Raw genomic sequence first — 25,236 nt, 5'->3', positions numbered from 1 at the left:
ACCAACTACGGCGAGCAGCAACTTCGGCGCGCTACCGCGGCGGGGCGCACCATGGCCTGAGATGCGAAGAATCCCTGGCACTGCTGGAGGAGAACCAGCAGTGCCAGGGATTCGTCGTCGCGGCAGAGACCGTGCGCGCCGTCAGCTCTTGAGCTTAGGCTTCACGTCTTTGGTGTAGATGCCTTCCAGGGTGGCCTTGAGCGCCGTCATGGTGGCCTGGACGTCGCCCTGCTGGGTGAGGATCGCCGCGGCGGACTTGGCCATCTCCTGGTCCGCGCCCGGCAGGAACACGCGCGCGTTGTCCTGCACGCGGGTCACGGCAAGCTGGTCCATGGCGGTCTTGATCTGCGGGGTCTTTGCCAGCACGGCGGTCATGTCGGCCGAGGTGCGGGTGGGCATGTATCCGGTGGCCGCGGAGAACTGGGCCGTGTTCTCCGGTTCCGTCATGAACTTCAGGAAGGTGGCGGCGGCGAGCTGCACTTCCTTGCTGACGCCGCTGGGAATGCCCAGTCCTGCGCCGCCGGTGGGGCACACCGGGCTTTCGTTCTTCGGGCCGCCCGGCAGGTAGCCGACGCCCACGTTGAACTTCGCGGACTTCAGGACCCCCAGCAGGGAACCCGTCGAGGAAATCGTTGACGAGGTGATTCCCGCGGCAAAGTCATCGGCAGCTTCCTTGGACGAGACCCCGGCCCACTTGTCCTTGAAGATCGAGTCCTGGGCCCACTGCAGTGCGGCTACCGACTCGGCCGAATCGCAGTTGAACTTCCACTCGTCGGACCAGCTGCCGCCCCAGCCCCAGAGGTTGTTCTGCAGCGTCCAGCCTGCATAGCCGGCCAGCGCCGGGTAGATGTAGGCGTACTGGGCGCCGGAGCTGGCCTTCAGCTTGGGCGCCCACTCGGCAAACTCCTGCCACGTCTTGGGGGCGCGGTCCGGGAGCCCGGCGGCCTTGAAGTGGTCCTTGTTGTAATAGAACAGCGGGGTGGACCGGCCGTAGGGGAGCGCCCACTGCTTGTCCTCGTACTGGTAATCCGCGATGAGGGACTTCTGGAAATCATCGACCTTGACGTCGAGCTGCTTGAGCAGGCTGTCCAGGGCGATGATATTGCCGTTGGAGTAGTACCGGAACCACCAGACATCCGAGAGCACCACGAGGCCAGGAAGACCGGACTTCGCGGCCTGCGAGGTCTGGAACTTCTGGGCGATTTCCTCATAGTTCGCCCCGGCGGTGACCAGCTTGACCTTGATCTCCGGGAACTGGGCATGGAACTTCTCGATAATGGCCTTCTCCACGTCCTGGGACTTGCCCGGGTGGTTGGACCAGAAATCGAAGGAGGCTGCGGGCTTGACGCCGCTGAAGTCGATGTCCGCGGCCGCGGTCGCAGATGCGGGGCCTGCGGTGGACGGGCCCCCGCATGCCGACAGTGCGGCGGCGCCGGCGCCGGCACCTGCCAGTCCCAGGAAGTGCCTGCGGTCAAGATTCAATGCCATGGTGGATCCTCTCGATGATGCTGACTCGTTGAATGGCTGTGTTGGAGTTGAAGCTGTCGAAGGCGCCGTCACCCGGTGACGCTGCCCTGGGTGAGGCCGGCCACGATGTACCGCTGCAGCGCCGCGAAGACCAGCAGGATGGGGACTATCACCAGCACGGCGCCGGCCATCAGGATGCCCCAGCCGGAGCCGTTGCCCTCGGAGTTCTGCAGCAGTGTCAGGCCGACCGGCAGCGTCATCGTCTCGGGTCGGTCCGTGATGATGAGCGGCCAGATGTAGTCGTTCCATTCGCTCACGACGACGACCAGGGCCACCGTGGCGATCGACGGTCCGGAGACCGGCGCCACGATCTGCCAGAGGCGGCGCCAGTGCCCGGCGCCGTCGATCTCGGCCGATTCCAGGATGGACGCGGGCAGCGTCATGAAGTGCTGGCGGAGCAGGAACGTGCCGAACGCCGTACCCAGGCCCGGGAGGATGATGCCCCACAGGGTGTTCTTGCCGCCCATCCCTGCGATCAGGATGTAGTTGGGCAGGATGGACACCTGCGGGGGGACCATCAGGGCCACCAGGATCAGCACGAAGATGACGTTCTTGTACGGGAATCGGACAAACACGAGCGCGTAGGCGGTCAGGATGGCCAGGAGGACCTTGATGGTGGCGCCGACGGAGGTGACGATCAGGCTGTTCATAAAGAACTGCGCGAACGGGACCGTTGTCATGGCGATGTTGTAGTTCTCGAGGTTCAGGCTTTCAGGCAGGATCTTCAAGTCCATGGTGATGATTTCGCCGGGCTGCTTGAAGGAGCTCAGCACCATCCACAGCAGCGGCAGGAATACCACCAGGGTGCTGAGGATCAGCGGAAGATAGCCGCCGGCGATGGTCTGGGTCAGGTTGGCCCGCGAGAACGGCCGGTGACGGTGCAGGGGGATCGGGGGCTCTGCGCCGGCGGCGGGGTCAGGGCTGACGGGAGAGAGCAGGCTCACGAGTAGTGCACCTTCCGTTCGACGAACCGTAGCTGCAGCACGGTGATGATGAGCAGGATGGCGAACAGGATCACGGAGATGGCCGCCGAGTAGCCGGCCCGGTTGAAGGCCCCGAAGGCCTGGAGGTAGGCCTCGTAGATCAGCGTGCTGGTGCCGTTGCCCAGCGGGGTCATGATCCGGATCAGGTCAAACGCCTGCAGGGAGCTGAGCATGGTGGTGATGAGCAGGAAGAACGTGGTGGGGGAGAGCAACGGCAGGGACATGGTCACGAAGCGCTTGAAGCCATTCGCCCCGTCGAGTGACGCGGCCTCCATGACATCCTGCGGGAGCGACTGCAGCCCGGCGAGGTAGACGACGGCGCAGTAGCCCAGGTTTTTCCAGACGTAGACGATCATGACCATGACCAGAGACAGCTGGGGATCGTTGATCCACTGCGGACTCTGCTGGCCGAGGCCACGCAGCAGCCAGGCGAGCACCCCGTAGCCGGGATCGAAAATGAACAGCCAGACAAGGCCGACGCCGACGCCGCTGAGCACGTACGGGGCGAAAACAGCTGAGCGGGCGAACGTCGTCCCGCGGATTTTGGAGTTCAGGGCCAGGGCCACCAGCAGGCCCAGGACCATGGACCCGCCGACTGTGACGAGGGTGAAAATAGCAGTGGTGCCCAGCACCTTGGTGGCGTCCGAACTCGTGAAGAACGTGACGTAGTTATCGAGGCCCACCACCGTGGCCGAGGCGGAACCCAGCGTCCAGTCAAGGGTGGAGTAGTAGATGTTGTTGAAAAGCGGGAGGTAGGTGAACACCGCAATCAGGAGCAGGTTCGGCAGGGCCAGGGCCAGGAAGACGAAGAAGTCCCGGCGGGTTCTGGATGACCAGCGGGCACGCGGCGCCGCGGCCGGTTTAGCCTCGACGACGGCGCGGGGCCGGTCGGTCAATTGTCGCGTCATTCAGGTCTCTAACGGGTCCGTGCCGGCCGGGGGCAGGCGGGTGGGCGGGGATACGTTGCTATCACTTCACCACATGGTTGGTGGGCAGAACCCCGCACCAGACACCAGTAGAGCTTTGTTGTCCAAGGCTTCGTTGCCCGTTCACGCTGTGTTGCATGCAGTATTACATAACGATCGTTTGGACCACAGACATCCCGGCGCGATTCTTCAAGTCGTTAGAAAGACTCAGCGGGGCTGTTGCCGGCGTCGGGGAGCACAATGGAGCCATGACTGCGATTACTGATGTGCCGGGCCTGAGGGTGGGCCACGCCGGCCGGACGGGTGGGGGCTGGCTGAGCGGGGTGACAGTGGTGCTGCCCCCGGCCGGGACGGTGGGTTCCGTCGACGTCCGCGGCGGCGGGCCCGGGACCCATGAAACCGATGCCCTGGACCCCACGACCCTGACCCGGAGGGTCGACGCCGTCGTGCTCACCGGGGGAAGCGCCTTCGGGCTCGCCGCGGCGCACGGCGCCCAGCGCTGGTGCGAGGAGAACGGCCGGGGGTTCGCCGTGACCGGCGGCGTGGTGCCGATTGTCCCGGCGGCCGCCATTTTCGACCTCGGCCGCGGCGGGGACTTCGCCGCCCGCCCGGACGCGGCCATGGGCTACGCGGCCATCGCGGACGCCGCCGCCCGCAAGGTCGAGCACGACGTCGAACGGGGCAATGTCGGCGCCGGCACCGGAGCCCTCATCGGCAGGGGGACGTACAAAGGGGGAGTAGGCACAGCCTCCATCACCCTGGACAACGGAGTCGTCGTCGGGGCCCTGGCGGTCGTCAACGCCCTGGGACTGCCCTTCAGCACATCGCAGCAGCAGCCGGAACCTGCACAACCGCCGCCGCCCGCGCTCAACACCACCCTTGTCGTCGTCGCCACGAACGCGATCCTGGACAAAGCCGAATGCAAACGCACCGCGTCGGCCGCCCACGCCGGGCTGGCCCGGGCGCTGAACCCCAGCCACACCCTCGCGGACGGGGACACCGTCTTCTGCCTCGCCACCGGCGCGCTCGCACTCGACCGCAGCAGCGAGGCCGCCCGGCAGGCGGGCCTCATCACCTTGCAGAGCGCGGCAGCCGACGTCGTGCGTCTGGCCATCCTGGATGGGATCGCCTGTGCGGAGGCCGTGAGCACGCCGGCGGGCGAATTTGGTGCATACGGACGCTGAGTGCGCTACGCTTGCTGGATTTAACATTCGGGCCGTAATGGCGTAATGTTGTCTGTTGGTTGTCTGCCCTGTTGTGCCCTTTTGGGACCGGGAGGCATCAGCCAATCAATCAAAAACGTCCGCGGTGATTTCCGGTGCAAGCCGAAGGGCTGCGGCAAACAACAGTTAGCGGAGGGTATGGCCAAGAAGGACGGGGTCATTGAGATCGAGGGCGTTGTGACTGAGGCGCTGCCTAACGCGATGTTTCGCGTTGAGCTCACCAACAAGCACGTCGTTCTGGCACACATCTCTGGAAAGATGCGCCAGCACTACATCAGGATTCTCCCTGAGGACCGGGTAGTGGTGGAGCTGAGCCCGTACGACCTGACACGTGGTCGTATCGTATACCGCTACAAGTAAACACTGGGCGGCCAGAGCAATAGCCGAAGGCCGGTCCAGCTGACCACTGCAACACGCAAAGGAACGCCATGAAGGTCAAGCCGAGCGTCAAGCAGATCTGCGAAAAGTGCAAAGTGATCCGCCGTAATGGCCGGGTCATGGTGATCTGCGAGAACCCGCGCCACAAGCAGCGCCAGGGCTAATTTCCCTCTTCGGGAAATCCTGGGTTGCTAACCCACGCAAGTAAATAAAAGGCAGCACAAGCTGATCTGGGACACTGAGCTAGAACGAGTCCGGACAGCCAACCCCCGGTCGGAGGCTGGGGCCGCACGGATTGTGCGGGTGTTCTGCCTACGACCTCCGGTTTATTCAAGGAGCACTGCCTCTATGGCTCGTCTCGCTGGCGTAGACATTCCCCGCGAAAAGCGGTTGGAAATTGCGCTTACTTACATCTACGGCGTGGGCAAGACCCGTGCACACGAAACCCTGGCTGCCACCGGCATCAGCGCGGACGTTCGGGTCAAGGACCTGTCCGACGCCGAGCTCGTCCAGCTGCGTGATTACATTGAAGGCAACTACAAGGTTGAGGGTGACCTTCGCCGCGAAGTAGCAGCAGATATCCGCCGCAAGGTTGAAATCGGCAGCTACGAAGGTATTCGCCACCGTAAGGGCCTGCCAGTGCGCGGACAGCGTACGAAGACGAACGCACGTACCCGCAAGGGTCCGAAGCGCACCGTTGCAGGCAAGAAGAAGACGCGCTAAACCGCTCGTCTTCCCCCCGATAACTTTCTGTAGGAGAAATAATGCCCCCGAAGACTCGTGGCGCGGTTCGCAAGCCGCGTAAGAAGGACAAAAAGAATATCGCGCTGGGCCAGGCGCACATCAAGAGCACCTTTAACAACACCATCGTGTCCATCACAGACCCGAACGGTGCTGTCATCTCCTGGGCTTCGTCCGGTGAGGTCGGCTTCAAGGGCTCACGTAAGTCCACCCCGTTCGCAGCCCAGATGGCCGCCGAAGCCGCCGCAAAGCGTGCGCAGGAGCACGGCATGCGCAAGGTTGACGTATTCGTCAAGGGCCCGGGTTCTGGACGCGAAACGGCAATCCGTTCACTCCAGGCCGCTGGCCTCGAGGTTGGATCCATCCAGGATGTAACCCCCAGCGCCCACAACGGCTGCCGTCCGCCGAAGCGCCGCCGCGTCTAAGGCTTTCCAACGCACCGGTGCTTGCCCGGACCTTCGCGGGTCCGGGCAAGCCCAGCCGCGTTAAGTCTCAGACCGATCTTTCCACCACCTGTGTTGCGTCATATAGCGGATGCTCGCCGAAAGGAAACCTAAGTGCTCATTGCACAGCGCCCCACCCTCTCCGAAGAGGTCGTCTCTGACAACCGCTCCCGTTTCATTATTGAACCGCTGGAGCCCGGTTTCGGTTACACCCTCGGAAACTCCCTCCGCCGTACCCTGCTCTCCTCCATCCCCGGTGCCTCTGTCACGAGCATCCGGATCGATGGCGTGCTGCACGAGTTCACCACGGTTCCGGGTGTCAAGGAAGATGTCACCGAGATCATCCTGAACATCAAGAACCTGTCGGTTTCCTCCGAGCACGACGAGCCGGTTGTTGCTTACCTGCGCAAGCAGGGCCCGGGAGTCGTCACCGCCGCGGACATCGCTCCGCCGGCCGGCGTCGAATTCCACAACCCGGATCTGCACATTGCCACGCTGAACTCGAAGGGCAAGTTCGAACTCGAACTGACCATCGAGCGCGGCCGCGGCTACGTTTCGGCAGCTCAGAACAAGTCCGGCGACTCCGAGATCGGCCGCATTCCGGTCGACTCGATCTACTCGCCGGTCCTGAAGGTTACTTTCCGCGTGGAAGCAACCCGTGTTGAGCAGCGCACTGACTTCGACAAGCTGATTGTCGACGTCGAGACCAAGCAGGCTATCGCCCCGCGCGATGCCGTTGCTTCGGCAGGTACCACCCTGGTGGAACTGTTCGGTCTGGCCCGCGAGCTGAACACCGCAGCTGAAGGTATCGAGATTGGCCCGTCGCCGACGGATGCTGCCCTGGCAGCAGACATGGCCCTGCCGATCGAGGATCTGGACCTTACCGTCCGTTCCTACAACTGCCTCAAGCGTGAGGGCATCCACACCGTGGGTGAACTCGTGGCCCGCTCCGAGGCCGACCTCATGGACATCCGTAACTTCGGTGCGAAGTCCATCGATGAGGTCAAGGCAAAGCTGGTTGAACTGGGCCTGTCCCTCAAGGACTCGCCTCCCGGTTTTGACCTCGCAGCACGCGCCGCAGCAATTGAAGAGGACGACGCCGCTTTCAGCGACGACGAGCTCTAACAAACAGATCTTGGCCGGCCGGCTGAATGCACCACAGTGTGCGCAGCCGAACGGCTTCCATATGAGGAGAAACTATTATGCCTACCCCCGCTAAGGGTCCGCGCCTCGGAGGCGGAGCGAGTCACGAGCGTCTCATGCTCGCGAACCTCTCCGCCGCACTGTTCGAGCACAAGCGGATCACCACCACGGTGACCAAGGCCAAGCGACTGAAGCCGTACGCCGAGCGCCTGGTGACTTTCGCCAAGCGTGGCGACCTGGCTTCGCGCCGCCGAGTACTCGGCTTGATCAGCGACAAGGGCATCGTCCACGAGCTGTTCACCGACATTGCCCAGGCAGTGGAGAACCGTAACGGCGGCTACACCCGCATCACCAAGATCGGCAACCGCAAGGGCGACAACGCTCCCATGGCTGTCATCGAACTGGTTCTCGAGCCGGTTTCCGCCAAGCAGGCAGTGGTAGCCGAGGCTACCCAGGCTGCGGCCAAGGCTGCTCCGGCTGCCGAGGAAGCTCCCGTCGAGGCCGAGGCCGCTGAGTCCAAGTACGCCGGCTCCAAGCCTGCCACCGCGGACAATGCTGCTCCTGAGGGCTTCGCTGTCAAGGGCAACGAGGACTCCATGAAGTTCCACGTTCCGGGCTCCCGCTGGTACAACGAAACGGTTGCTGAAGTCTGGTTCGACTCCGCAGAATCGGCAGCAGCTGCCGGCTTCGCCCCTGCCGGCGGCGACGCTGCGCAGGCTGGCGACGCTGAGTAGTCTCGCCTTCTTTCCGGAGTAGGCTGAAGTCTATGAACGAGCCAAAACCCGCTGCGCCCGTTAGAGGGGGCAGCGGGTTTTTGCGTGTCCGGCTTGATCTTGCGTACGACGGCGGGCCCTTCAGCGGGTGGGCCGTCCAGCCCGGACGGCGGACCGTCCAGGGCACCCTGGAGGAGGCCCTGGCGTTGCTCATCCGCCGCCCGATCCGCGTGACCGTCGCCGGCCGGACCGACGCCGGGGTGCACGCCCGAGGCCAGGTGGTCCACGTGGACTTCACGGAGGCAGAGTGGCTGGGCCTGAACCGCGGCGTGGAACTGGACCCCGCCGTCGCGCTGCTGCGGCGGCTCCGCGGCGCCCTCAGCCGCGGGCTGGGCAACCTCACCGGGTCCATCGAGGTCCACAAGGTCACCGCCGCGCCCAAGGGCTTCGACGCGCGGTTCTCCGCGCTCTGGCGCCGCTACAGCTACCGGATCGCCGACGGCCCGCTCCTCTGGGATCCGCTGGGCCGTACTTCCACGCTGTGGCATCAGGAACCGCTCGACGTCGGACTGCTCAACGAAGGTGCCTCCCAACTGCTGGGACTGCAGGATTTCCGGTCCTACTGCAAGCCGCGGGAAGGCGCCACAACCATCCGGGAACTCCAGCGTTTCGAGTTCGCCCGCGGCGCCGACGGCGTCCTGGTGGCCACCGTCCAGGCCGATGCGTTCTGCCACAACATGGTCCGCTCGCTCGTGGGGTCGGCGTTGTTTGTGGGGGCCGGCATCGAGGCGCCCGGCTGGCTGCACGAACGCCTGATCACCCGGCAGCGGGACGCCAAGTCCGTGCTGGCCGCCCCGCATCCGCTGGTGCTGGAAGAGGTGGCCTATCCCTCGGCCAGCGGGCTGCTGGCCAGGGCCGAGCTGACGCGCGCTTTGCGCCAGTAGCGCCGCCAGCGTCCGCCGGACCTAGAAGGCCGGCGGCGCCGCCTCGTGATCTGGTGCTGGCGCCGCATGGACGGGAAGCTCCAGGGTGAAGGTGCTCCCGCAGCCGGGAGCCGTGCTGCAGGAAATGGAGCCGCCGTGCCGTTCTACGATTGCTTTCGTGATGGCCAGCCCCAGCCCGGCTCCGGGGATCGGGCCCTCGCGGACTGCGGGGCTGCGGAAGAAGCGGGTGAAGACCCGTCCGGCGTCGGCGGCTGTCATGCCCATTCCGTCGTCCTTCACGTGCAGCAGCACCCGCCCTCCCTCGGAGCTGGCGGAGACGTGGACGGTGCCTCCGTCGGGCGAATATTTGATGGCGTTGGAGACGAGGTTGTCGAGGGCCTGGCTGATCCGCAGCGGATCCACCTCGGCCCAGAGCGCAGCCGGAAGGTCCGTGGACAGCGAGACCCTGGCTGCCTGGGCGTGGGCCTGGGCCGAGCCAAGGCTCGCTTCGACCAGGCTGGCCAGATCGGTCCGGCGCGGGTGGACGGGCGCCGCTGTGTCGGCGGACATCAGCAGGTCCGAGACCAGGGCCAGCAACCGTTCGGCGTTCCGCTGCGCGACTTGGATCCGGCGCACGGTGGCGGGGGAGAGCTCTGCAGATTCGCCGAGGACCAGGTCCAGGTTGCCGATGATCGAGGTCAATGGGGTGCGGAATTCGTGCGAGACAGTGGAGACAAGACTGTCCTTGGCCAACAGCGCATCGGCAAGCGCGGTGACCTCGTCGGTGAGCAGCCGTTCGCGTTCGCCGCTGTCCGCGAGCAGGGAACGCAGCTCGGCCTCCCGGGACCCGGTCAGCCGCTCGAGAGCCAGCTGCGCCCGCCGCGGCATCCCCGCAAAGAATCCTTCCGGGTTCCGGACCAGTTGCTGTTTACTCAATGAAGCCGCGCCCCTTCCTCGCTAGTCCAATTTAACAGGATGCGTCACGCTAGCTTGACACAAGATGAATATTTGCGGCGTCGGCTGTGCCTAAACGGTAATTCGCGCCATGGCGTGGGTATTCTGACAATACTGTCGCACCATGAAAGCGCTGCAGTACCGACGCGGCCGCTATGGGGGTGGATGCCGCATCATCAGAACGTAGAGGGGGACCATGACTGACTTGGGAGTCGCAGTAGTCGTTGAGGACGACGAAGACGTACGTCACCTTGTCGAAGCGGTGCTGAGCCAGGCTGGATTTGACGTCCACGGCGCGGCCAGCGGGCGGGAGGGGGTCGAGGTGGTACGGAGCCAGAAGGCCAGCGTCGTCACCCTGGACATTGGCCTGAACGACATTGACGGCTTTGAAGTGCTGCGCCAGATCCGGCAGTTCAGCGACGCGTATGTGGTCATGCTGACCGGACGGACGGATGAGCTGGACACGCTGACGGCGCTGCACACCGGCGCCGACGATTTTATGGCCAAACCGTTCCGCCCGCGAGAGCTCCGGGCCCGGGTCGCTGCGATGATGCGCAGGCCCCGGCAGGAATTCGCTGAGGGAACGTCCCTGGAGCCGGTGGCAGCGACGCCGGCGGGTCAGATCCTGCCCCAGGATTCGGTGTTTCGGCACAACGGCCTGGTGCTGAACCCGCACACGCGTTCGGTCACCCTCGGTGGCGTCCCCGCCAGCCTGACCCGCAGTGAGTTCGACCTGCTGCACGCCTTGCTGAAGGCCGCCGGTGCCGTGCGGACCAAGGTCGATCTGGTGCGGGTGGTGCGGGGAGAGTATTACGGCGCTGATGCGTACATCAGCGAATCCGACGAGCGCGCCGTCGAGGTCCATATCGGCAATCTCCGGCGCAAACTGCGGGAGGATCCGCTGCAGCCCCGCTGGCTCCAGACGGTCCGTGGCGTAGGGTACCGGCTCGCGCCGGCCGTGGATCAGCCGTCCTTGAGGTCGTAGCTGAGCTGCAGTTCGTCCACTGTTTTGTTTCCGCTCTCGGCGACTTCACGCAGGAGCGACCGTGCGCGGTTGGCATCGCGGACACGGATGGCGTCCTCGAGCGCTCGGGCAAGCGCAGCCAGGCGGACGCCGCCGACCATGGCTGAGGATGTCTTCAGGCTGAGCACGGCGTCCATTGCCGCTGCCTCGTCACCGCTGGCAAGGGACGAAGCGAGGGACTGGTAGCGCTTGTCCCACATTTTCGCGTAGTCCCTCGCGAAGCCCCTGGCCACGGCGGGATTGTCCAGCTCTGACCCGAGTTCGTGGAGGGCGGAGGCGTCCACGAGTGGGGGCGTTGTATCGGGAATAGTGTCCTTGGCCTCCGCCGGGGCCAGTCCTGCACCGCAGGGGCAGGTGCCGGCGGAGAGGCCACTGTCTGCGTCGCCGCCGTCTGGAGCACCTTGAAAGGACATGCATCCACGCTACTGCCTGGCCCGGCCGCTGCCCTGGGTTCCGGGCGATCCTGCGCAAACCCTTGCGCTATCCCGATCGCTTCCTGAGGGTTGCCTAGGACGGCACGAATTAAGGGTTTGCACGGGCGCTACTGCCCGCTGAAAGTCTCGATCGCGTTGATCACTGCAGGGCCAAGGATAGCGATAAAGAGCACAGGGAAGATGAAGAACAGCAACGGGAACAAGATGGTTACGGGAAGCTTCATGGCCTTTTCCTCGGCCCGCTGCCGGCGCTTGACCCGCATGACTTTTGCTTGGATCCGGAGCACCCGGCTGATCGCGATGCCGTAGGTGTCAGCCTGGACGATTGCCTGGACAAAACTTCGCAACTCGGGGACGTTAGTGCGTTCGGAGAGCGCCTGGTACGACTCGCGGCGGCTCCTGCCCACCTGCATGTCCTGCAGGGTCCGGACCAGTTCCTCCGCGAGCGGGCCCTTCCCGTTTTCGCCCGCGCGGGCCATTGCCCCCTCGAAGCCGAGGCCGGCCTCCACCGAGATGAGCATCTGGTCCAGGGTATTGGCCAGTTCCAGCTGCATCAGTTTTTGCCGTTCCTGGCCCTTGCTGTAAAGCAGGAGATCGGGGATGAAATAGCCCAGCAGTGCGACAAAGACCCCCGCGACCTTGATGATCGGCGTCGGAGCGCTGGAGCTAATGTAGAAGCCGAGCAGGGCGCCGATCAGGCCAAGCACGGGCTTGGCGGCCAGCACACGCCCGAGGGGCAGGGAAGCGGGGCGTCCGGCGAGGGACAGCAGCTTGTCGAGCTTGCGGATGTATCCGGTGGGCGTCAGCCGGTAGCCGATGCGTTCCAGCGTGTTGTTCTTCCTGCGCTCAGTCAGCTCTGCTGTATCGGTGCCCAGGGCGAGCATCTCCCGCATGGCGCGCTGGGACTTCCGGTCGACGGAGAGCAGCGACCAGGCGAGGTAGCCCAGCGGCAGGGACACCAGCAGTAGGGCCAGCAATATGCGGGGGTCCATGGCGCCTCAGAACTTCAGATCGATGATCTTGCGCATCCACAGACCGCCGATCGTCATGAGGATGACGGACGCTGCAATCATGCCCCAGCCCAGCGGATTAGTGAACATGACGTTCATGTAGCCGGGGTTGACCAGCATGAGCATCATGACGATGCCGATCGGCATGGCCATCAGGATGTAGGCGGAGAACTTGCCTTCGGCAGCCAGGGACTTGATGTGCCCCTTGATCTCGCTGCGCTCGCGGATGGTCTCGTTCACCTGGTCGAGGACTTCGGCCAGGTTGCCGCCCACCTCCCGGTTGATCTGGATCGCCTGGGCGATCCAGACGAAGTCCTCGTTCTGCATCCGCTCGGCCGTGTCGTTGAGGGAGGCCAACAGATCGCGGCCGAGGCTGGTTTCAGTGACCACCCGGCGCATCTCTTCCGACGTCGGGGCCTGCGACTCGGTGGCCGCGGCATCGATGGCGCGGAGGATACTGTGCCCGGCCCGCAGGCCGCCGGCGAGGAGCTGCAGGGTGTCGCCGAGCTGCTCGTCGAACTTTCCCCGCCGTTTGCCTGCCAGGAAGCCGAGCACGAGGTGCCCAACGAGCGGTGCCAGCAGGACGAGGAGCAGTGCCAGCAGGGGCCCGGCGACGAGGAAACCAGCCAGCGCCCCGACGGACGCTCCGGCCGCTAACAGCACGAAGAAATCGGCCTGACTCAGCCGCAGTCCGGCGTGTTCCAGGGATTCCCGGTTGAAGAGCCGAACCGTGCGCTGCGAAAAAAAACCGTCCACAACGTGTACGGCGGACCCGGCGAACCGGGACAACTGGGAGTCTGCCTGGGTCTGGACCGGCCTTCGCCGGTCCAGCGGCACGTTGGACCCGGGGGAGAGCACCGCGATCCCCATTAACAGCACGGCGGCAAAAAGCAGCCCGACCCCGATGGGCAGTGTCATGGCCGCCTCACGCCCTGCCGGCCGGGGTCAGCGGGGCCGCGAATACACTGGGCGAAACGTGTATGCCCATGTCCTCGAAGCGGTCGATGAAGCGCGGACGGATCCCGGTGGGCACCGGCTTGCCGAGGAAGCGGCCTTGGGCGTCGACGCCGGCGGAGTAGTCGAACACGAAGGCGTCCTGCAGCGTCACGATGTCCCCTTCCATGCCTTGGACTTCCGTGACGTGCGTGATCCGGCGGGTGCCGTCCCGCAAGCGGGAGATCTGGATGATCAGGTTGACGGCGGAGGCGATCTGCTCCCGGATGGCGCGCAGGGGCAGGTCCATGCCAGCCATCAGCACGAGGGTTTCTAAGCGTGCGACCGCGTCGCGGGGCGAATTTGAGTGAACTGTGGAAAGGGATCCGTCGTGGCCGGTATTCATGGCCTGGAGCATGTCCAGCGATTCGCCGCCACGGACCTCGCCCACGACGATCCGGTCCGGGCGCATACGCAGCGAGTTGCGCAGCAGTTCACGGATGGTGACTTCGCCCTTGCCTTCGGTGTTGGGTGGGCGGCTTTCGAGCCGGACCACGTGGCGCTGCTGGATCTGCAGTTCCACAGCATCCTCGATGGTGACGATCCGTTCGTCGTCGGGCAGGAAGGAGGAGAGCACGTTGAGCAGCGTCGTCTTGCCGGTGCCGGTGCCGCCGGAGACAATGATGTTCAGCTTCGCCTTAACGCAGGCGTTCAGCAGTTCGGCCATTTCCGGCGTCAGGGTGCCGAACTCGATGAGGTTCCGCACGGTCAGCGGTACCTTGCTGAATTTTCGGATCGTCAGCGACGACCCGCCGACGGCGAGGGGCGGAATGACGGCGTTGACGCGGGAACCGTCCTCGAGGCGCGCGTCCACCAGGGGCGAGGATTCATCGATGCGGCGGCCCACCTTCGACACAATGCGTTCGATCACCTTGCGCAGGTGGTCTTCGGAGCCGAAGCGCGATTCGGTCAGCGTCAGTTTGCCGTTCCGCTCGACGTAGATCTGGTCCATCCGGTTGACCATGATCTCGGTGACGGCGGGATCGTCGAGGAGCCGCTGCAGCGGACCGTAGCCCAGCACATCGTCTGCGACATCGCGGACGAGCCTGGAGCGTTCCTCGGCGGACAGCGGGACCTGCTCGGCGTCGATAATGCGTGTGAGCTCCTCCCTGGCGGAGGAGCGTAGTTCATCTTCCTTGATGGCGGAATCATTAAAGCGTGCGCCCATGCGTTCGAACAGGGCTGTAGCTGCCCGCTGCTTGAGCGCCGCGAAGACGTCGACGGGCTGCTGGCCCCGGGAGCGGGACTCCGGGGGCTCAGTGAAGCTCAGCGGCGCCGGGCTACTTTTCTCGAGGACGACGGCGGCCGGCGGTGCCGCCGTCGTCTCGCTCCCTCTTGCCGGGGACACGGCCAGCGGGGCAGCGGCGGGCATTCCCTCGGCGGAGCGGAGCCGCTCGGAAAGCTTCACCTAGACCACCACCCGACGGTGGAGTTTCTTCTGGGCAGTGGCACGCCAGGCCGGATCGAAGCGTGCCACGAGCTGCCGGAGTCCCTTGACGGCAGGGTCCTTGCGTCCGTCCTGAAGCACCGGGATGCCGCGGTTGGTAGAGAATGCCACGGCCTTGGATCGCGGGATGCTGACATCCACAGGAGCTCCGATAGTGGCTTCGACATCCTGGACGCTCAGCCCTGACTTGGAGTCGGCCATGTTCAGGACGACATGCCGGGTCTCCGGCAACAGATCCAATCGTCGAAGGATTTCGAGGCCGGAGCGGAGCCCGCGGATACTGGGGACGTCCATGGCGGTCACCCAGACCGCATCCGTGCATTGCTCCAGGGCGGCGAGCCCGATTTCCGGGAGTCCCGGAGCGGTGTCGACAACCACGTACTGGAACTGCTCGGCCAGTTGCTCGAGCAGCCGGGTCACCTGCTGCGGGGTGATGTGGTCGGCTTCCTCCGGTGTCCGCGGACCGCAGAGCGCATAGATGTTGCCTGGATGGACGGTCAGGAAGGCTTTGAGGACGAGGGAGTCCTGGCTTGCCGCTGCCGAGACGGCGTCCGTCACTGTGTGCTCGGGGTTGAGGTAGAGCCCCGAGGCTACGTCCCCGAACTGCAGGTCCAGATCCACAATGACCACCCCCATGGGGGCGACTCTTCCCAGTCCGATTGCGATGTTGGTGGCGATGGTGGTCTTTCCGACGCCGCCCTTGGGGGAGAAGACGCCGATGACCAGGCCTTTGGGACCCTCGGACTGTTGAACTGCCGCGGTCCGGCTCCGGCTGGTGAACGACTGGCAGGCGCGTTCCAGCAGCATGCGGATTTGGGTGGGGTCCGATTCGGGGCTGAGTATGTCCCGGATCCCGGCGCGCATGGCGAGCAGGACGAAGGAGGGGTCCGGTTCGCCCACGAGGACGACGCTGAGTTCCGGCACCTGCACGCCGAAGACCGTGGCGAGGGTCAGTGCGTCTTCAACCGGAACACCCGGGCCAAGGATCAGTACTTCAGGGCGCTCCTGGTCCAGGTTGGCGAACAGCTCGCCAGGATCGGACGGGTTGACGAACGCGAACGTCTGCAGCCCGCCGGGAAGCCCGCCGGCCAAGGCCTGCCGGACCCGGGTATCGAAGTCGGTGTTGGGAGTGATCAGGACGAAGCGGCTCACTTGTAGACCTCCGGCTTGGTCATGATTCCAGGCCTGCCGCTGTCCGTGGCATCGAGTGGCTCCTTGCTCAGCCAGATGCTGGCGTATTCAGAGGCGTAGACGATCTTCGTGGCGTCAACGTCGTTGACGGCAACCGTCAGCAACAAGGATCCCGTGGGTAGCGAGGTGTCTTCCGTAGGAGTGGTCGAGCCGCTTGCGGAAGGCTGCGCGGATGGGGTCGCCACCGGTGCACGTTGCACTGCCGTCACTAGAACCTTGTGGATGGTGAGCTGCGAGGCTTCCTTCTCAGCTTTGGTTTCGACACCGCCACTCTTTAGGGAGACGAAGATACCGACGTGATCACCTGGTGTAATCCGTCCGCCGACCACGCGCTGCGGTTCGAGCTGGAACGAGATTTCCTGCAGGCCCTTCGGCACCTGCACGGACCCGCTGGCCCGGGCCTCTTCCGGTGCTACGAGGCGCTCAGCGACGAGCTGTTCCCCCGGGAGCAGTTCGACGGCGGTGACCTTCTCGGCCAGCCCATCGAGGTTCTTCAGCGCCGATTTTGTGACCGCTTTCCCGGGAAGTTCCTCGCTGGCCACGAAGGCTTTGAGGGCGGCGACTGAAGTGCCGGCGGGGACGGCCTGCTTGACCACGAGCACCGAGATCGGCTCCAGGTTCTGCACGGCCCGAGTATCGGCTCCTTGCGCGTAACTGACGACAAGGATGGCTCCGACGATGGCAAGCACTACGGCCGCCACTCCTGCCAATAAGCGTGACTTCAAAAACTGCTCCTGTGCTGCGTAGGTCGAAAACGTTACTGGGTGAGCCGAACGATAGTTGCCCCAGTGGAGTCGACAGGACCGAGGGTGAAGCCATCTGCCAGGGACACATATTTGATGAAGCTGCCGATGATGCCCCTGCAGTTCCCGTCGCAGGCCACGGAGGCGGAAACATGGGCGGTTGTGTTTTGGAACGAGTTCGGCAATTTGTTGTCGCCGCTGAAACTCCAGCCCTTGACCTTGAAAGCGGCGAACGTGGTCAGTCCATAGACTGCGCCGGCGCCGGTGCCTGTTACCCTGTCGAAGACTGGAAGAAAGACGACCACATCACGCCCAGCCGTGATCTCGGCAGCCCAGTTGCTCAGCGTCGCCTGGCATGAGCCTGGGGCGCTGTTACCGGGGTCGCTTCCGCCCTCGGCAACGGCGAGGTCGATCAGTGCCCCGCAGATCCCCGGATCATTTGTCAGCCAGCCGAAGCCGCCTTCCACAGCAGCCCCTGATGGCCCGTAGAAGCAGTCGGGGTTGGCGTTGCTGCCGTGGTTCTGGAGCAGTTGCAACGTGCCGTCCACACGGTTTTTGACCTGACAGATCGAGAAGGCGACGGGAAACGCCGTAGGTCCCCCCAGCGGGCTGCCCCACTGGGCCGTTGAAGCGGCCATGACCTCGGTGCTGTTGATCCCGAGCGCGCGGGCTAAGAACAGGGATACCTGGTTGGGTTCCTTGCCGGCCTCCTGTGACCCGGCGGTAACGGCGACCGTGCGGGCGGTCTTATCCACGACCAAGGACGCGACGTTACTCAAAGCATCGCCCGCATTGCTGCTGGTCAGGCTGCGCGCCAGCGGAGACGTAGTGGAACACTCGACGTCGTTGACGTCTGTGGCACATTTCTGCGCCACAGCAATGGCAGCGGCATCGGAGCCGTTGCGAAGCTGGGTTCGTTCGGCGTACAGCATTCCTACGTCGACCGCGAGGGCGGCGAAGCCCAGAAGCGCCACCATCAGGATCGCTACGATGACGCTGATGACTCCGCGCTCGCCGTCCTGTGCCGCTGATGCTACACTGCCTAACCGCCGCACAGCATGACCCCTTTGCCTTCCATCGGGAACGGCCCGGCGATGCCGGTCATCGTGGTGAGCGTGTAGGTGATCGTGACCGTCGTTTGGACCCCTGCGGCGCAATTCGTAGGAGCAATGGTGATGTTCCCGTCCACCAGGGCCGGTTGCAGTCCGGTGGCGGCGTTTTTCACGGCGGTGCGGGTGGCCGTGGTGTTGTTGCCGATCGCCATGACACGGACGCCCTCGCGGGCGGCGCTGGAGAGGGTGATCTGGGCGTTGTAGGCGCGGCCGAACTCCATGATGCCCAAAAGCAGCATCACGAGGACCGGGGCCAGGAGGGCGAATTCGACCGCGACGGCGCCCCGTTCAGATGCTTTGGACATGGGTGACCGCCTTCCTGGGTGCCGGGATCGGAAGAGATGCGCGTGGCAGCGGCCCCAGACCACCGCCACGCACTCGATGGCCGATGCGTTCCGTCTAACCAGCGGTCAGGGCTTCGGCGTGCAGGTCGCGCTGCCTGCCGGAGTGGACGCTGCGAATGTGCCGCTGCTGACGGAGCACTGCACCTGGGTGAAGGTGTCTTTCAATGTGCCACCGAGGAGCGTGACGGCGACGATGATCACGACGGCGATGAGGCTGACCATGATGCCGTATTCGACGGCGGTGGCGCCGCGGTGGTCACGGCGAAGACGGGATGCGAGGTTGGAGAAAGAGGAACGCATGGGACTCCTAGGCGAGTTGGGTGGCCACAGCCAGCAGAGAATGAACTCGACGAAGGCGCTACGCGCAGGTTGACGAGGTGGCTGTCCAAGTCTTGCCGGAGACCTGGCACTGCACTTGGCTGAACGTGTTCTTCAAAGTGCCGCCGAGCAGCGTGACCGCGACGATGATCACCACGGCGATGAGCGAAACCATGATGCCGTATTCGACGGCGGTGGCGCCGCGCTGGTCGCGGCGAAGACGGGTTGCGAGGTTGGCGAAAAAGGAACGCATGGGTGACTCCTGAGCGAGGGGGCGGCTGGCCCTGCACCAGCACTGAGAGGAACTTAGCAAGCAGCGAAACGCTGAGGATTCTTCCTTGACGCATCCTGTGCCAAGGCTTCCCAACCTGCTCTTTTCCTGTACCTAACCTGCACGTTCTCTGCGCGGATACTGCGGTTGGCCTGGACACCTCTCCCCGAACGGCCGGCACGAGGCCTATCCGCGGCGGGCAGTGCGCGCAGGGTGGGCTGGGAGGTGGGGCTGATGGCGTTGATTGCCGAGACGAAGACCGGCCGAGCGCCGGTCCGCCTGCCGAGCAGAACAGGAAGAACCGGCCACTCGGCGCTTATTGAATCAGCAGGATGGCGGCGAGGCTGGCCACGAGCATCGAAGGGCCGTAGGCGACTTCCCTTGGCTTGTTTCCGCGGTTTCTCAGCACGAGGACCAGCGAGGCGAGGCCGCCGGCAACGAAGCCCAGTGCTCCGCCATAGAACAACTGGGACCAGCCTAAGTAGCCCAGGTACAGCCCGAGGGGCGCTGCGAGCTTTACATCGCCCATTCCAAGGCCGTTCCGGCTGGTTAGGGCAAGAATCAAGTAAGAAATGAACAAGATTACGGACCCGGCGAGTCCGCGAAGCAGGTCATCCGCAGCCCCCTGGGCCAGCGCGGCGCCCGCCAGGAGCACGAGGCCGGTAGCCAAGAGGGGCCCCACGAGCCGGTTCGGCAGCAAATGATGCACAATATCGATTCGTGCCAGCGGAATGGCGAAAATGCCAAATAATACGTACGCGGAAAGTTCAGCTGCGCTTCCGAAGCGCCACGCGAGCAGAGCCGAGAGGGCAAAGGTGACCGCCGCCGTCGTAGTCCTCAGCCTGGTGGTGGCGTTGCCCGCCAGGCTGGGGAGGGCCCGCCGGATGAGTGTGTCGGCAAGGAGTCCCAGGCACAGGCCGGCGAATCCGACCCCGGCAATAAACAGCGGAGAAGCGCAGCCAGCTTCTACGGTCTCAAGCACGGTTCCTCCAGGGATGCGGCGGGCCGGGGCGGGCAGAATGCATCCGGACACCCCATTTTGACCCAGTGACACGTCATCGGCTATTATTGGTAGTCGTTGTGCGTGTCCTTCTCGATGATGCGTGCCCGCTTGGGAATCCGGTTGCAGGATGACTACCCAACGTGCACATTCGAGACTCAGGATGACTGGTTACATAGAGCCCTCACCTCTGTTCCGGTAGCGCATAGATAGTAGGTGCACCTTCGTGTGACGCCTAAAACAAGAACGCCAGAACAAGAACGAGGCAAACACCGTGCGTACGTACACCCCGAAGCCCGGCGATATCAACCGCCAGTGGCACGTCATTGACGCCACAGACGTTGTCCTTGGTCGTCTCGCGAGCCAGACCGCAATCCTGCTGCGCGGCAAGCACAAGGCCACCTTTGCGTCCCACATGGACATGGGCGACTTCGTCATCATCATCAACGCTGAGAAGGTTGCCCTCACCGGCGCCAAGCTGGAGCAGAAGCGCGCATACCGCCACTCCGGTTACCCGGGCGGCCTGACGTCCGTCACCTACGCGGAGCTGCTGGAATCCAACCCGGTCCGCGCCGTGGAGAAGGCCATCAAGGGCATGCTCCCGAAGAATTCCCTCGCTGCACAGCAGCTGGGCAAGCTGAAGGTCTACAAGGGTGCCGAGCACCCCCACGCCGCCCAGCAGCCCAAGACTTACGAAATCACCCAGGTCGCCCAGTAGTCCTGGCCACCAACAAACTTTTAATCAAGGAGAATCGTGGCTCAGAACGAAGAGACCACCGAAGCCGTTGTGGCTGAGGAAAACCTGACCAGCTACACCTCGGAAAGCGGTCCTGCGGAAGCAGAAGCGCCCAAGAAGGAACGCCCGGCCCTCACGGTTGCCGGCGCAGCAGTTGGCCGTCGCAAGGAAGCCGTCGCACGTGTTCGCATTGTGCCTGGCACCGGCAAGTGGATCATCAACGGCCGCGAGCTGGCCAACTACTTCCCGAATAAGCTGCACCAGCAGGACGTCAACGAGCCCTTCAAGATCCTCGATCTTGACGGCGCCTACGACGTCATCGCCCGCATCCACGGTGGTGGCATCTCCGGCCAGGCCGGTGCCCTGCGTCTTGGCATCGCCCGTTCACTGAACGAGATCGACACCGAGAACAACCGCGCCACCCTGAAGAAGGCCGGTTACCTGCGTCGTGACGCCCGCGTCATCGAGCGCAAGAAGGCCGGGCTCAAGAAGGCCCGTAAGGCTCAGCAGTACTCGAAGCGTTAGTCCCGTTTCCAGGCGCTCTTGGCGCTTGCACGAAAGCCCGTTCCGCCCTTTGTGGCGGGGCGGGTTTTCACAGTTTAACCAGCGCAAACACTGCGGCATGAGCGGCGCCGCGGGTCCGCGAAGCTGCTCCGGGACCGGGGCCTCCACCTCATCGTCTAAACTTGATCCGATGTCTAGATTATTTGGAACAGATGGTGTCCGGGGTTTGGCGAACGGCCTGCTGACGGCCGAACTGGCGATGCAGCTGGCCCAGGCCGCCGCCGTCGTGCTTGGTCATGACCGCAATAGCAGCGGAACACGTCCGCGTGCCGTGGTGGCCCGCGACCCCCGCGCCAGCGGTGAGTTCATTGCGGCTGCGGTGGAGGCGGGGCTGTCCAGCTCCGGGATCGACGTCTACGACGCCGGCGTGCTGCCCACCCCGGCCGCGGCCTACCTGGTCGCCGACCTGAACGCGGACTTCGGCGTGATGATCTCCGCCTCGCACAACCCCGCCCCGGACAACGGCATCAAGTTCTTTGCCCGCGGCGGCCAGAAGCTCCCCGATGACGTGGAAAACGCCATCGAGGCACAGCTCGGCCACGAGCCGCGCCGCCCGGTCGGCGGAGACGTCGGCCGGATCCAGCGCTTCTCGGACGCCGAGGACCGCTACATCGTCCACCTGCTCGGCACACTGCCGCACCGCCTGGACGGACTCAAGGTCGTGCTGGACTGCGCCCACGGCGCGGCGAGCGGCTGCTCCCCGCAGGTCTTCAAGGACGCGGGCGCCGACGTGATTGTCATCGGTGCCGAACCGGACGGCCTCAACATCAACGAAGGCGTCGGGTCAACCCACCTGGGGCCGCTGGCGCACGCAGTTCTGGAGCACGGCGCCGACCTGGGCATTGCCCACGACGGCGACGCGGACCGCTGCCTCGCGGTGGACCACGAAGGGAACACTGTCGATGGCGACGAGATCATGGCGATTCTCGCCGTGGCGATGAAGGCATCGGGCAAGCTCAAGGACGACGTCCTCGTCGCGACCGTCATGAGCAACCTCGGACTTAAGATTGCACTCCGTGAGGCAGGCATCAGCCTGCGCGAAACCGGCGTGGGCGACCGCTACGTCCTGGCAGGCATGCGCGAAGGCGGCTTCAACCTCGGCGGCGAGCAGTCCGGCCACGTGATCTTCGCCGACCATGCCACCACGGGTGACGGCGTCCTCACCGGCCTGCAGATTGCCGCCCAGGTGGCTCTGACGGGCCGTCCGCTGAAGGAACTCGCGAAGGTCATGACCAAACTTCCGCAGGTGCTGATCAACGTCAAGGGAGTGGACCGCACCCGGGTCAACGGCGACGCGGCCCTTGCCGCTGCCGTGGCCGTCGCCGAGACCGAGCTTGGCGACACCGGCCGGGTGCTCCTGCGCCCCTCCGGCACGGAACCGGTGGTGCGCGTCATGGTGGAGGCAGCCTTGCAGGAGACCGCCCAGGCCGTCGCGGAACGCCTGGCCCAGGTGGTCCGGACCGAGCTGGCACTGGAGCTCGTCGCGGACTAACGGCCGACAAAGCCCCGCTTACAAAGCCCGCATACGCAAGAGAACGGCCCGCCCCTGAGGGGCGGGCCGTTCCTGTTCGGGGGACTATCTGGTGTTGCCGTGGACTACAGCGGGCGTTGCTGCAGGGAGTCGCGGATTTCGGTCAGGAGCGCAATTTGTGGATCCTCCGCCGCTTCTTCCTTGACGCCAGGGCTGATGCCGAGGCGGCGGTTGCGCCGCTCGATCATGTGGTTCATGGGCACAACGACCACGAAGTAGATGGCGGCCGCGACCAACAGGAAATTGACGATCGCCGTCAGCAGCACGCCGAACTTGATGTCATTGCCGTTCAGGGTGACCACGGCGAAGCTGTCGAAGTTGGGCGAACCCACCAGACCCGCGATGAACGGCATCAGCACGCTTTGGACCAGTGCCGTGACCACGGCGCCAAACGCAGCGCCGATGACGACGGCGACGGCAAGGTCCACGACGTTGCCCTTGAGAATGAAGTTCTTGAATCCGTTCAACATGTCCCCAAGCTAGCCCAGCCGCGTGAACAACGCCGTGTCGCAGTGGTTAGCTTTGCGGTCCGTGTCGGTGTGGCGCGGCGGGCCCGCCCGGCCCGCCCGGCGCGCGCGGTCCACGCGGTGCACGCAGGCGGGGCTACCCACCAAGCTACCGGTACGCCGGGGCCGCTTCGAGCCCGAAGTACTCCTCGAGGGTCGCGATGCCGCGGGCGTTCATCTCGACCGCCGTCTCCACGCCCACGTAGCGCAGGTGCCAGGGCTCGTAGTAATAGCCGGTGATCTCATGGAACATCCACGGGTAGCGCACCACGAAGCCGAACAGGTGGGCGTTGGCCTTGACCCAGACTGCTGCCGGCTGATTGGCGAACGCGGGGGTGAAGCTGTCCCGCCCGCTGCCGTCTCCGATGTCGAAGGACCAGCCGGTCTGGTGTTCCGAATGGCCGGGCCGTGCGGAGGCGGTGTCCGCCGCGGCCTGGCCCTCGGCGTTCACCCATCTGTTGTAGGTGGCGATCTGGGTGTTAAAGGAGCGGTAACCGCTGGCGAGGGTGATGACTACGCCGGCCGCCGCGGCGGCCGCGAACATTTTCTCCGCCGCGCCCGCTGTCGTGCTGTTCAGCAGCGCCGCTTCACCGGAAGTGGCCAGGCGCACGCGCGGCTGGACGAGGTCGGCCGGCACGTAGCCGGCGGGGGCGAGCGGCCGGTGCTTGTTCACGACCACCCAGGGGCTCGCCGGGTCGGTGAGCGAGCGCCGGGGCGCGGGGGCGGCAGCGGAGGGCTCCGGGACCGGCGGTGTGCCGGGCGGTGCCGTTGCAGTGGCACTGCCCGGCACGGGCTCAGCTGAGGGCGCGGCGGCGACGGAGGAGGCTGGCGCGGCGGCACCCGCCGTCGTCACGGACGGGAAAAACTGGGAGGCCGGAGCGGACACCGTCGGACGGGCGTCCCCCGACGAGCAGGCACTCAGGGCTGCGAGGCCCGAGCCGGCCAGCAGCAGGCGGCTGAAGGCCCGCCGGCTCGGCGGGCCAGCGACGGCCGCCGGTCCGGCCGGAGACTCAGCGGACCCTTTGTAGCACACCTGTGCTAGACCTTGCGGAGCAGCATGCGGCGGATGGAATGGTCGGCGTCCTTGGTGAGCACAAGTTGCGCACGGCCGCGGGTGGGGAGCACGTTCTCCTCCAGATTCGGTTCGTTGATGCGCTTCCAGATCTCCCGGGCAGTCTGCTCCGCCTCGACATCCGAAAGCGTGGCATAGCGGTGGAAGTAGGACTCGGGCTGCGCGAACGCGGTGGTCCGAAGTGTGCGGAAGCGGTCCACGTACCACTCCTCAATGTAGGACGTTTTGGCATCAACATAGATGGAAAAATCGAAGAAGTCACTCAGCGCCAGTCCCTGCCGTCCGTCATGCCGCGGCCGGGCCGGCGCCAGGACGTTCAGGCCCTCGACGATCAGCACGTCGGGGCGGCGCACCACGACTTCTTTGCCCGGGACGATGTCATAGGTCACGTGGGAGTACCAGGGCGCCCGGACCTCCTCGGCGCCGCCCTTGATCTCGCTCACAAAGCGGAGCAGCGCGCGGCGGTCATACGATTCGGGGAAGCCCTTGCGCTCGAGCAGCTGGCGGCGCTTGAGTTCCGCCAGCGGGTACAGGAAGCCGTCGGTGGTGATGAGCTCAACATTGGGGGTGCCGGGCCAGCGGCGGAGCATCTCGCGGAGCACACGGGCGATGGTTGACTTGCCCACGGCGACCGAACCGGCGACGCCGATCACGAACGGTGTGCGCTGGGTCTGCTCGCCCAGGAAGGTAGTGGTTGCCGCATGAAGCTGGCCTGCCGCCTCCACATACAGGTGCAGCAGCCGGGACAGCGGAAGGTAGACCTCGCGGACCTCCTTCATGTCCAGCGGGTCGCCGAGGCCGCGGAGGCGGAGCACGTCCTCCTCGTTGAGGGGCTGCTCCATCTGGGCAGCGAGCCGGGACCAGGTCTGCCGGTCCAGCTCCACGAACGGGGAGGCGCCGTCGCCGTTCGCTTCATTGCGTTGCAAAGTCACCCTAGAGATTCTGCCCTCCGCCGGGCCGAGAGCGAAATGGAGGGCCCTAGCCGC

Annotated in this window: 30 protein-coding genes; 12 read left to right on the top strand and 18 right to left on the bottom strand. The window is 65.0% G+C overall.

Translation table 11 applies throughout. From position 1 onward, the window contains the following. Positions 1 to 141: 141 nt before the first annotated feature. The 3 genes from ACZYZ3_RS02220 to ACZYZ3_RS02210 form a co-directional block, all read right to left on the bottom strand. A complete protein-coding gene (locus ACZYZ3_RS02220) occupies positions 142 to 1,488 on the bottom strand; it encodes an ABC transporter substrate-binding protein (protein ID WP_463962234.1) in 1,347 nt (448 codons plus the stop codon). Between the two features lie 68 nt (positions 1,489 to 1,556). Then, positions 1,557 to 2,471: a carbohydrate ABC transporter permease gene (locus tag ACZYZ3_RS02215; RefSeq protein ID WP_463962233.1), complete on the bottom strand. Its 915-nt coding sequence runs from the start codon at positions 2,469 to 2,471 to the stop codon at positions 1,557 to 1,559. After that, a complete protein-coding gene (locus tag ACZYZ3_RS02210) occupies positions 2,468 to 3,418 on the bottom strand; it encodes a carbohydrate ABC transporter permease (protein ID WP_463962232.1) in 951 nt (316 codons plus the stop codon). The genes ACZYZ3_RS02215 and ACZYZ3_RS02210 overlap by 4 nt, the downstream gene beginning before the upstream one ends. Before the next feature lie 266 nt (positions 3,419 to 3,684). On the opposite strand from ACZYZ3_RS02210, the gene ACZYZ3_RS02205 reads away from it, so the two are divergent. The 8 genes from ACZYZ3_RS02205 (at position 3,685) to ACZYZ3_RS02170 (ending at position 9,021) form a co-directional block, all read left to right on the top strand. Next, entirely contained in the window at positions 3,685 to 4,620 is a 936-nt protein-coding gene (locus tag ACZYZ3_RS02205) for a P1 family peptidase (RefSeq protein ID WP_463962231.1), read from the top strand. Between the two features lie 177 nt (positions 4,621 to 4,797). After that, entirely contained in the window at positions 4,798 to 5,019 is a 222-nt protein-coding gene (gene infA, locus ACZYZ3_RS02200; protein ID WP_011775571.1) for a translation initiation factor IF-1, read from the top strand. A gap of 68 nt (positions 5,020 to 5,087) precedes the next feature. Beyond that, positions 5,088 to 5,201 carry a 50S ribosomal protein L36 gene (gene rpmJ, locus ACZYZ3_RS02195; protein WP_009358722.1) on the top strand — a complete coding sequence of 38 codons (114 nt, stop codon included), beginning with the start codon at positions 5,088 to 5,090 and terminating at the stop codon, positions 5,199 to 5,201. A gap of 184 nt (positions 5,202 to 5,385) precedes the next feature. After that, positions 5,386 to 5,760 carry a 30S ribosomal protein S13 gene (gene rpsM, locus ACZYZ3_RS02190; RefSeq protein ID WP_024366110.1) on the top strand — a complete coding sequence of 125 codons (375 nt, stop codon included), beginning with the start codon at positions 5,386 to 5,388 and terminating at the stop codon, positions 5,758 to 5,760. Between the two features lie 41 nt (positions 5,761 to 5,801). Beyond that, positions 5,802 to 6,203, top strand: coding sequence for a 30S ribosomal protein S11 (rpsK, locus tag ACZYZ3_RS02185; RefSeq protein WP_018773682.1), 402 nt, complete (start codon positions 5,802 to 5,804; stop codon positions 6,201 to 6,203). 132 nt (positions 6,204 to 6,335) lie between these two features. After that, positions 6,336 to 7,346, top strand: a complete 1,011-nt coding sequence (locus ACZYZ3_RS02180; RefSeq protein ID WP_024366109.1) for a DNA-directed RNA polymerase subunit alpha — start codon at positions 6,336 to 6,338, stop codon at positions 7,344 to 7,346. Between the two features lie 77 nt (positions 7,347 to 7,423). After that, positions 7,424 to 8,098, top strand: a complete 675-nt coding sequence (gene rplQ, locus ACZYZ3_RS02175; RefSeq protein ID WP_463962230.1) for a 50S ribosomal protein L17, sunset domain variant — start codon at positions 7,424 to 7,426, stop codon at positions 8,096 to 8,098. Between the two features lie 32 nt (positions 8,099 to 8,130). Then, the gene (locus ACZYZ3_RS02170; RefSeq protein ID WP_463962229.1) at positions 8,131 to 9,021 is read left to right on the top strand and encodes a tRNA pseudouridine synthase A; all 891 of its coding nucleotides are present in this window, start codon (positions 8,131 to 8,133) and stop codon (positions 9,019 to 9,021) included. A 21-nt stretch (positions 9,022 to 9,042) separates the two neighbouring features. On the opposite strand, the gene ACZYZ3_RS02165 is transcribed toward ACZYZ3_RS02170, so the two are convergent. Beyond that, positions 9,043 to 9,936, bottom strand: coding sequence for a sensor histidine kinase (locus ACZYZ3_RS02165; RefSeq protein ID WP_463962228.1), 894 nt, complete (start codon positions 9,934 to 9,936; stop codon positions 9,043 to 9,045). A gap of 214 nt (positions 9,937 to 10,150) precedes the next feature. Between ACZYZ3_RS02165 and ACZYZ3_RS02160 the strand changes: the two genes are divergently transcribed. Then, positions 10,151 to 10,939, top strand: coding sequence for a response regulator transcription factor (locus ACZYZ3_RS02160; RefSeq protein WP_463962227.1), 789 nt, complete (start codon positions 10,151 to 10,153; stop codon positions 10,937 to 10,939). On the opposite strand, the gene ACZYZ3_RS02155 is transcribed toward ACZYZ3_RS02160, so the two are convergent. From ACZYZ3_RS02155 to ACZYZ3_RS02105, 11 genes are all read right to left on the bottom strand, one after another. Then, entirely contained in the window at positions 10,918 to 11,391 is a 474-nt protein-coding gene (locus tag ACZYZ3_RS02155; protein WP_463962226.1) for an Hpt domain-containing protein, read from the bottom strand. The genes ACZYZ3_RS02160 and ACZYZ3_RS02155 overlap by 22 nt on opposite strands. A 128-nt stretch (positions 11,392 to 11,519) precedes the next feature. Beyond that, entirely contained in the window at positions 11,520 to 12,404 is an 885-nt protein-coding gene (locus tag ACZYZ3_RS02150) for a type II secretion system F family protein (RefSeq protein ID WP_463962225.1), read from the bottom strand. A gap of 6 nt (positions 12,405 to 12,410) precedes the next feature. Next, a complete protein-coding gene (locus tag ACZYZ3_RS02145) occupies positions 12,411 to 13,340 on the bottom strand; it encodes a type II secretion system F family protein (RefSeq protein WP_463962224.1) in 930 nt (309 codons plus the stop codon). A gap of 7 nt (positions 13,341 to 13,347) precedes the next feature. Then, positions 13,348 to 14,823 carry a TadA family conjugal transfer-associated ATPase gene (locus ACZYZ3_RS02140; protein ID WP_463962223.1) on the bottom strand — a complete coding sequence of 492 codons (1,476 nt, stop codon included), beginning with the start codon at positions 14,821 to 14,823 and terminating at the stop codon, positions 13,348 to 13,350. Beyond that, a complete protein-coding gene (locus tag ACZYZ3_RS02135) occupies positions 14,824 to 16,014 on the bottom strand; it encodes a CpaE/TadZ family protein (RefSeq protein ID WP_463962222.1) in 1,191 nt (396 codons plus the stop codon). Further along, entirely contained in the window at positions 16,011 to 16,742 is a 732-nt protein-coding gene (gene cpaB / locus ACZYZ3_RS02130; protein ID WP_463962221.1) for a Flp pilus assembly protein CpaB, read from the bottom strand. Before cpaB ends, ACZYZ3_RS02135 begins: the two co-directional genes overlap by 4 nt. A gap of 68 nt (positions 16,743 to 16,810) precedes the next feature. Then, the gene (locus ACZYZ3_RS02125; protein ID WP_463962220.1) at positions 16,811 to 17,851 is read right to left on the bottom strand and encodes a pilus assembly protein TadG-related protein; all 1,041 of its coding nucleotides are present in this window, start codon (positions 17,849 to 17,851) and stop codon (positions 16,811 to 16,813) included. Further along, a complete protein-coding gene (locus tag ACZYZ3_RS02120) occupies positions 17,839 to 18,213 on the bottom strand; it encodes a TadE/TadG family type IV pilus assembly protein (protein WP_463962219.1) in 375 nt (124 codons plus the stop codon). The genes ACZYZ3_RS02125 and ACZYZ3_RS02120 overlap by 13 nt, the downstream gene beginning before the upstream one ends. Positions 18,214 to 18,318: 105 nt before the next feature. Beyond that, positions 18,319 to 18,552, bottom strand: coding sequence for a Flp family type IVb pilin (locus ACZYZ3_RS02115; RefSeq protein ID WP_463962218.1), 234 nt, complete (start codon positions 18,550 to 18,552; stop codon positions 18,319 to 18,321). 58 nt (positions 18,553 to 18,610) lie between these two features. Further along, positions 18,611 to 18,823 carry a Flp family type IVb pilin gene (locus ACZYZ3_RS02110; RefSeq protein WP_463962217.1) on the bottom strand — a complete coding sequence of 71 codons (213 nt, stop codon included), beginning with the start codon at positions 18,821 to 18,823 and terminating at the stop codon, positions 18,611 to 18,613. Positions 18,824 to 19,157: 334 nt separating this feature from the next. Beyond that, the gene (locus tag ACZYZ3_RS02105; protein WP_463962216.1) at positions 19,158 to 19,823 is read right to left on the bottom strand and encodes a prepilin peptidase; all 666 of its coding nucleotides are present in this window, start codon (positions 19,821 to 19,823) and stop codon (positions 19,158 to 19,160) included. Positions 19,824 to 20,115: 292 nt separating this feature from the next. On the opposite strand from ACZYZ3_RS02105, the gene rplM reads away from it, so the two are divergent. The 3 genes from rplM to glmM all read left to right on the top strand — a co-directional run bounded on the left by rplM (position 20,116) and on the right by glmM (position 22,633). Beyond that, positions 20,116 to 20,559, top strand: coding sequence for a 50S ribosomal protein L13 (gene rplM / locus ACZYZ3_RS02100; protein ID WP_024367145.1), 444 nt, complete (start codon positions 20,116 to 20,118; stop codon positions 20,557 to 20,559). A gap of 36 nt (positions 20,560 to 20,595) precedes the next feature. After that, positions 20,596 to 21,102 (top strand): 30S ribosomal protein S9, encoded by a 507-nt coding sequence (rpsI, locus tag ACZYZ3_RS02095; RefSeq protein ID WP_282379850.1) that lies wholly within the window; start codon positions 20,596 to 20,598, stop codon positions 21,100 to 21,102. A gap of 169 nt (positions 21,103 to 21,271) precedes the next feature. Next, positions 21,272 to 22,633 carry a phosphoglucosamine mutase gene (gene glmM, locus ACZYZ3_RS02090; protein WP_463962215.1) on the top strand — a complete coding sequence of 454 codons (1,362 nt, stop codon included), beginning with the start codon at positions 21,272 to 21,274 and terminating at the stop codon, positions 22,631 to 22,633. Positions 22,634 to 22,737: 104 nt separating this feature from the next. On the opposite strand, the gene mscL is transcribed toward glmM, so the two are convergent. From mscL to coaA, 3 genes are all read right to left on the bottom strand, one after another. Beyond that, a complete protein-coding gene (gene mscL / locus ACZYZ3_RS02085; protein ID WP_463962214.1) occupies positions 22,738 to 23,142 on the bottom strand; it encodes a large conductance mechanosensitive channel protein MscL in 405 nt (134 codons plus the stop codon). A 145-nt stretch (positions 23,143 to 23,287) separates the two neighbouring features. Next, positions 23,288 to 24,211: a M15 family metallopeptidase gene (locus ACZYZ3_RS02080; RefSeq protein ID WP_463962213.1), complete on the bottom strand. Its 924-nt coding sequence runs from the start codon at positions 24,209 to 24,211 to the stop codon at positions 23,288 to 23,290. 5 nt (positions 24,212 to 24,216) lie between these two features. Continuing rightward, on the bottom strand, positions 24,217 to 25,182 hold the full coding sequence (gene coaA / locus ACZYZ3_RS02075; RefSeq protein ID WP_463962212.1) for a type I pantothenate kinase: 966 nt from the start codon (positions 25,180 to 25,182) through the stop codon (positions 24,217 to 24,219). Positions 25,183 to 25,236 lie beyond the last annotated feature (54 nt).

It is taken from the genome of Pseudarthrobacter linnaei (assembly GCF_055412825.1).
This window is presented reverse-complemented; position numbering and strand designations above follow the sequence as displayed.

Coding starts and splice junctions, on each gene's coding strand:
- glmM (WP_463962215.1), top strand. CDS start 21,272: ATGTCTAGATTATTTGGAACAGATGGTGTCCGGGGTTTGGCGAACGGC.
- ACZYZ3_RS02210 (WP_463962232.1), bottom strand. CDS start 3,418: ATGACGCGACAATTGACCGACCGGCCCCGCGCCGTCGTCGAGGCTAAA.
- ACZYZ3_RS02150 (WP_463962225.1), bottom strand. CDS start 12,404: ATGGACCCCCGCATATTGCTGGCCCTACTGCTGGTGTCCCTGCCGCTG.
- rplQ (WP_463962230.1), top strand. CDS start 7,424: ATGCCTACCCCCGCTAAGGGTCCGCGCCTCGGAGGCGGAGCGAGTCAC.
- rpsK (WP_018773682.1), top strand. CDS start 5,802: ATGCCCCCGAAGACTCGTGGCGCGGTTCGCAAGCCGCGTAAGAAGGAC.
- ACZYZ3_RS02110 (WP_463962217.1), bottom strand. CDS start 18,823: ATGCGTTCCTTTTTCGCCAACCTCGCAACCCGTCTTCGCCGCGACCAG.
- ACZYZ3_RS02170 (WP_463962229.1), top strand. CDS start 8,131: ATGAACGAGCCAAAACCCGCTGCGCCCGTTAGAGGGGGCAGCGGGTTT.
- rpmJ (WP_009358722.1), top strand. CDS start 5,088: ATGAAGGTCAAGCCGAGCGTCAAGCAGATCTGCGAAAAGTGCAAAGTG.
- mscL (WP_463962214.1), bottom strand. CDS start 23,142: ATGTTGAACGGATTCAAGAACTTCATTCTCAAGGGCAACGTCGTGGAC.
- ACZYZ3_RS02205 (WP_463962231.1), top strand. CDS start 3,685: ATGACTGCGATTACTGATGTGCCGGGCCTGAGGGTGGGCCACGCCGGC.
- rpsM (WP_024366110.1), top strand. CDS start 5,386: ATGGCTCGTCTCGCTGGCGTAGACATTCCCCGCGAAAAGCGGTTGGAA.
- ACZYZ3_RS02145 (WP_463962224.1), bottom strand. CDS start 13,340: ATGACACTGCCCATCGGGGTCGGGCTGCTTTTTGCCGCCGTGCTGTTA.
- ACZYZ3_RS02120 (WP_463962219.1), bottom strand. CDS start 18,213: ATGTCCAAAGCATCTGAACGGGGCGCCGTCGCGGTCGAATTCGCCCTC.
- ACZYZ3_RS02220 (WP_463962234.1), bottom strand. CDS start 1,488: ATGGCATTGAATCTTGACCGCAGGCACTTCCTGGGACTGGCAGGTGCC.
- ACZYZ3_RS02155 (WP_463962226.1), bottom strand. CDS start 11,391: ATGTCCTTTCAAGGTGCTCCAGACGGCGGCGACGCAGACAGTGGCCTC.
- infA (WP_011775571.1), top strand. CDS start 4,798: ATGGCCAAGAAGGACGGGGTCATTGAGATCGAGGGCGTTGTGACTGAG.
- ACZYZ3_RS02115 (WP_463962218.1), bottom strand. CDS start 18,552: ATGCGTTCCTCTTTCTCCAACCTCGCATCCCGTCTTCGCCGTGACCAC.
- ACZYZ3_RS02160 (WP_463962227.1), top strand. CDS start 10,151: ATGACTGACTTGGGAGTCGCAGTAGTCGTTGAGGACGACGAAGACGTA.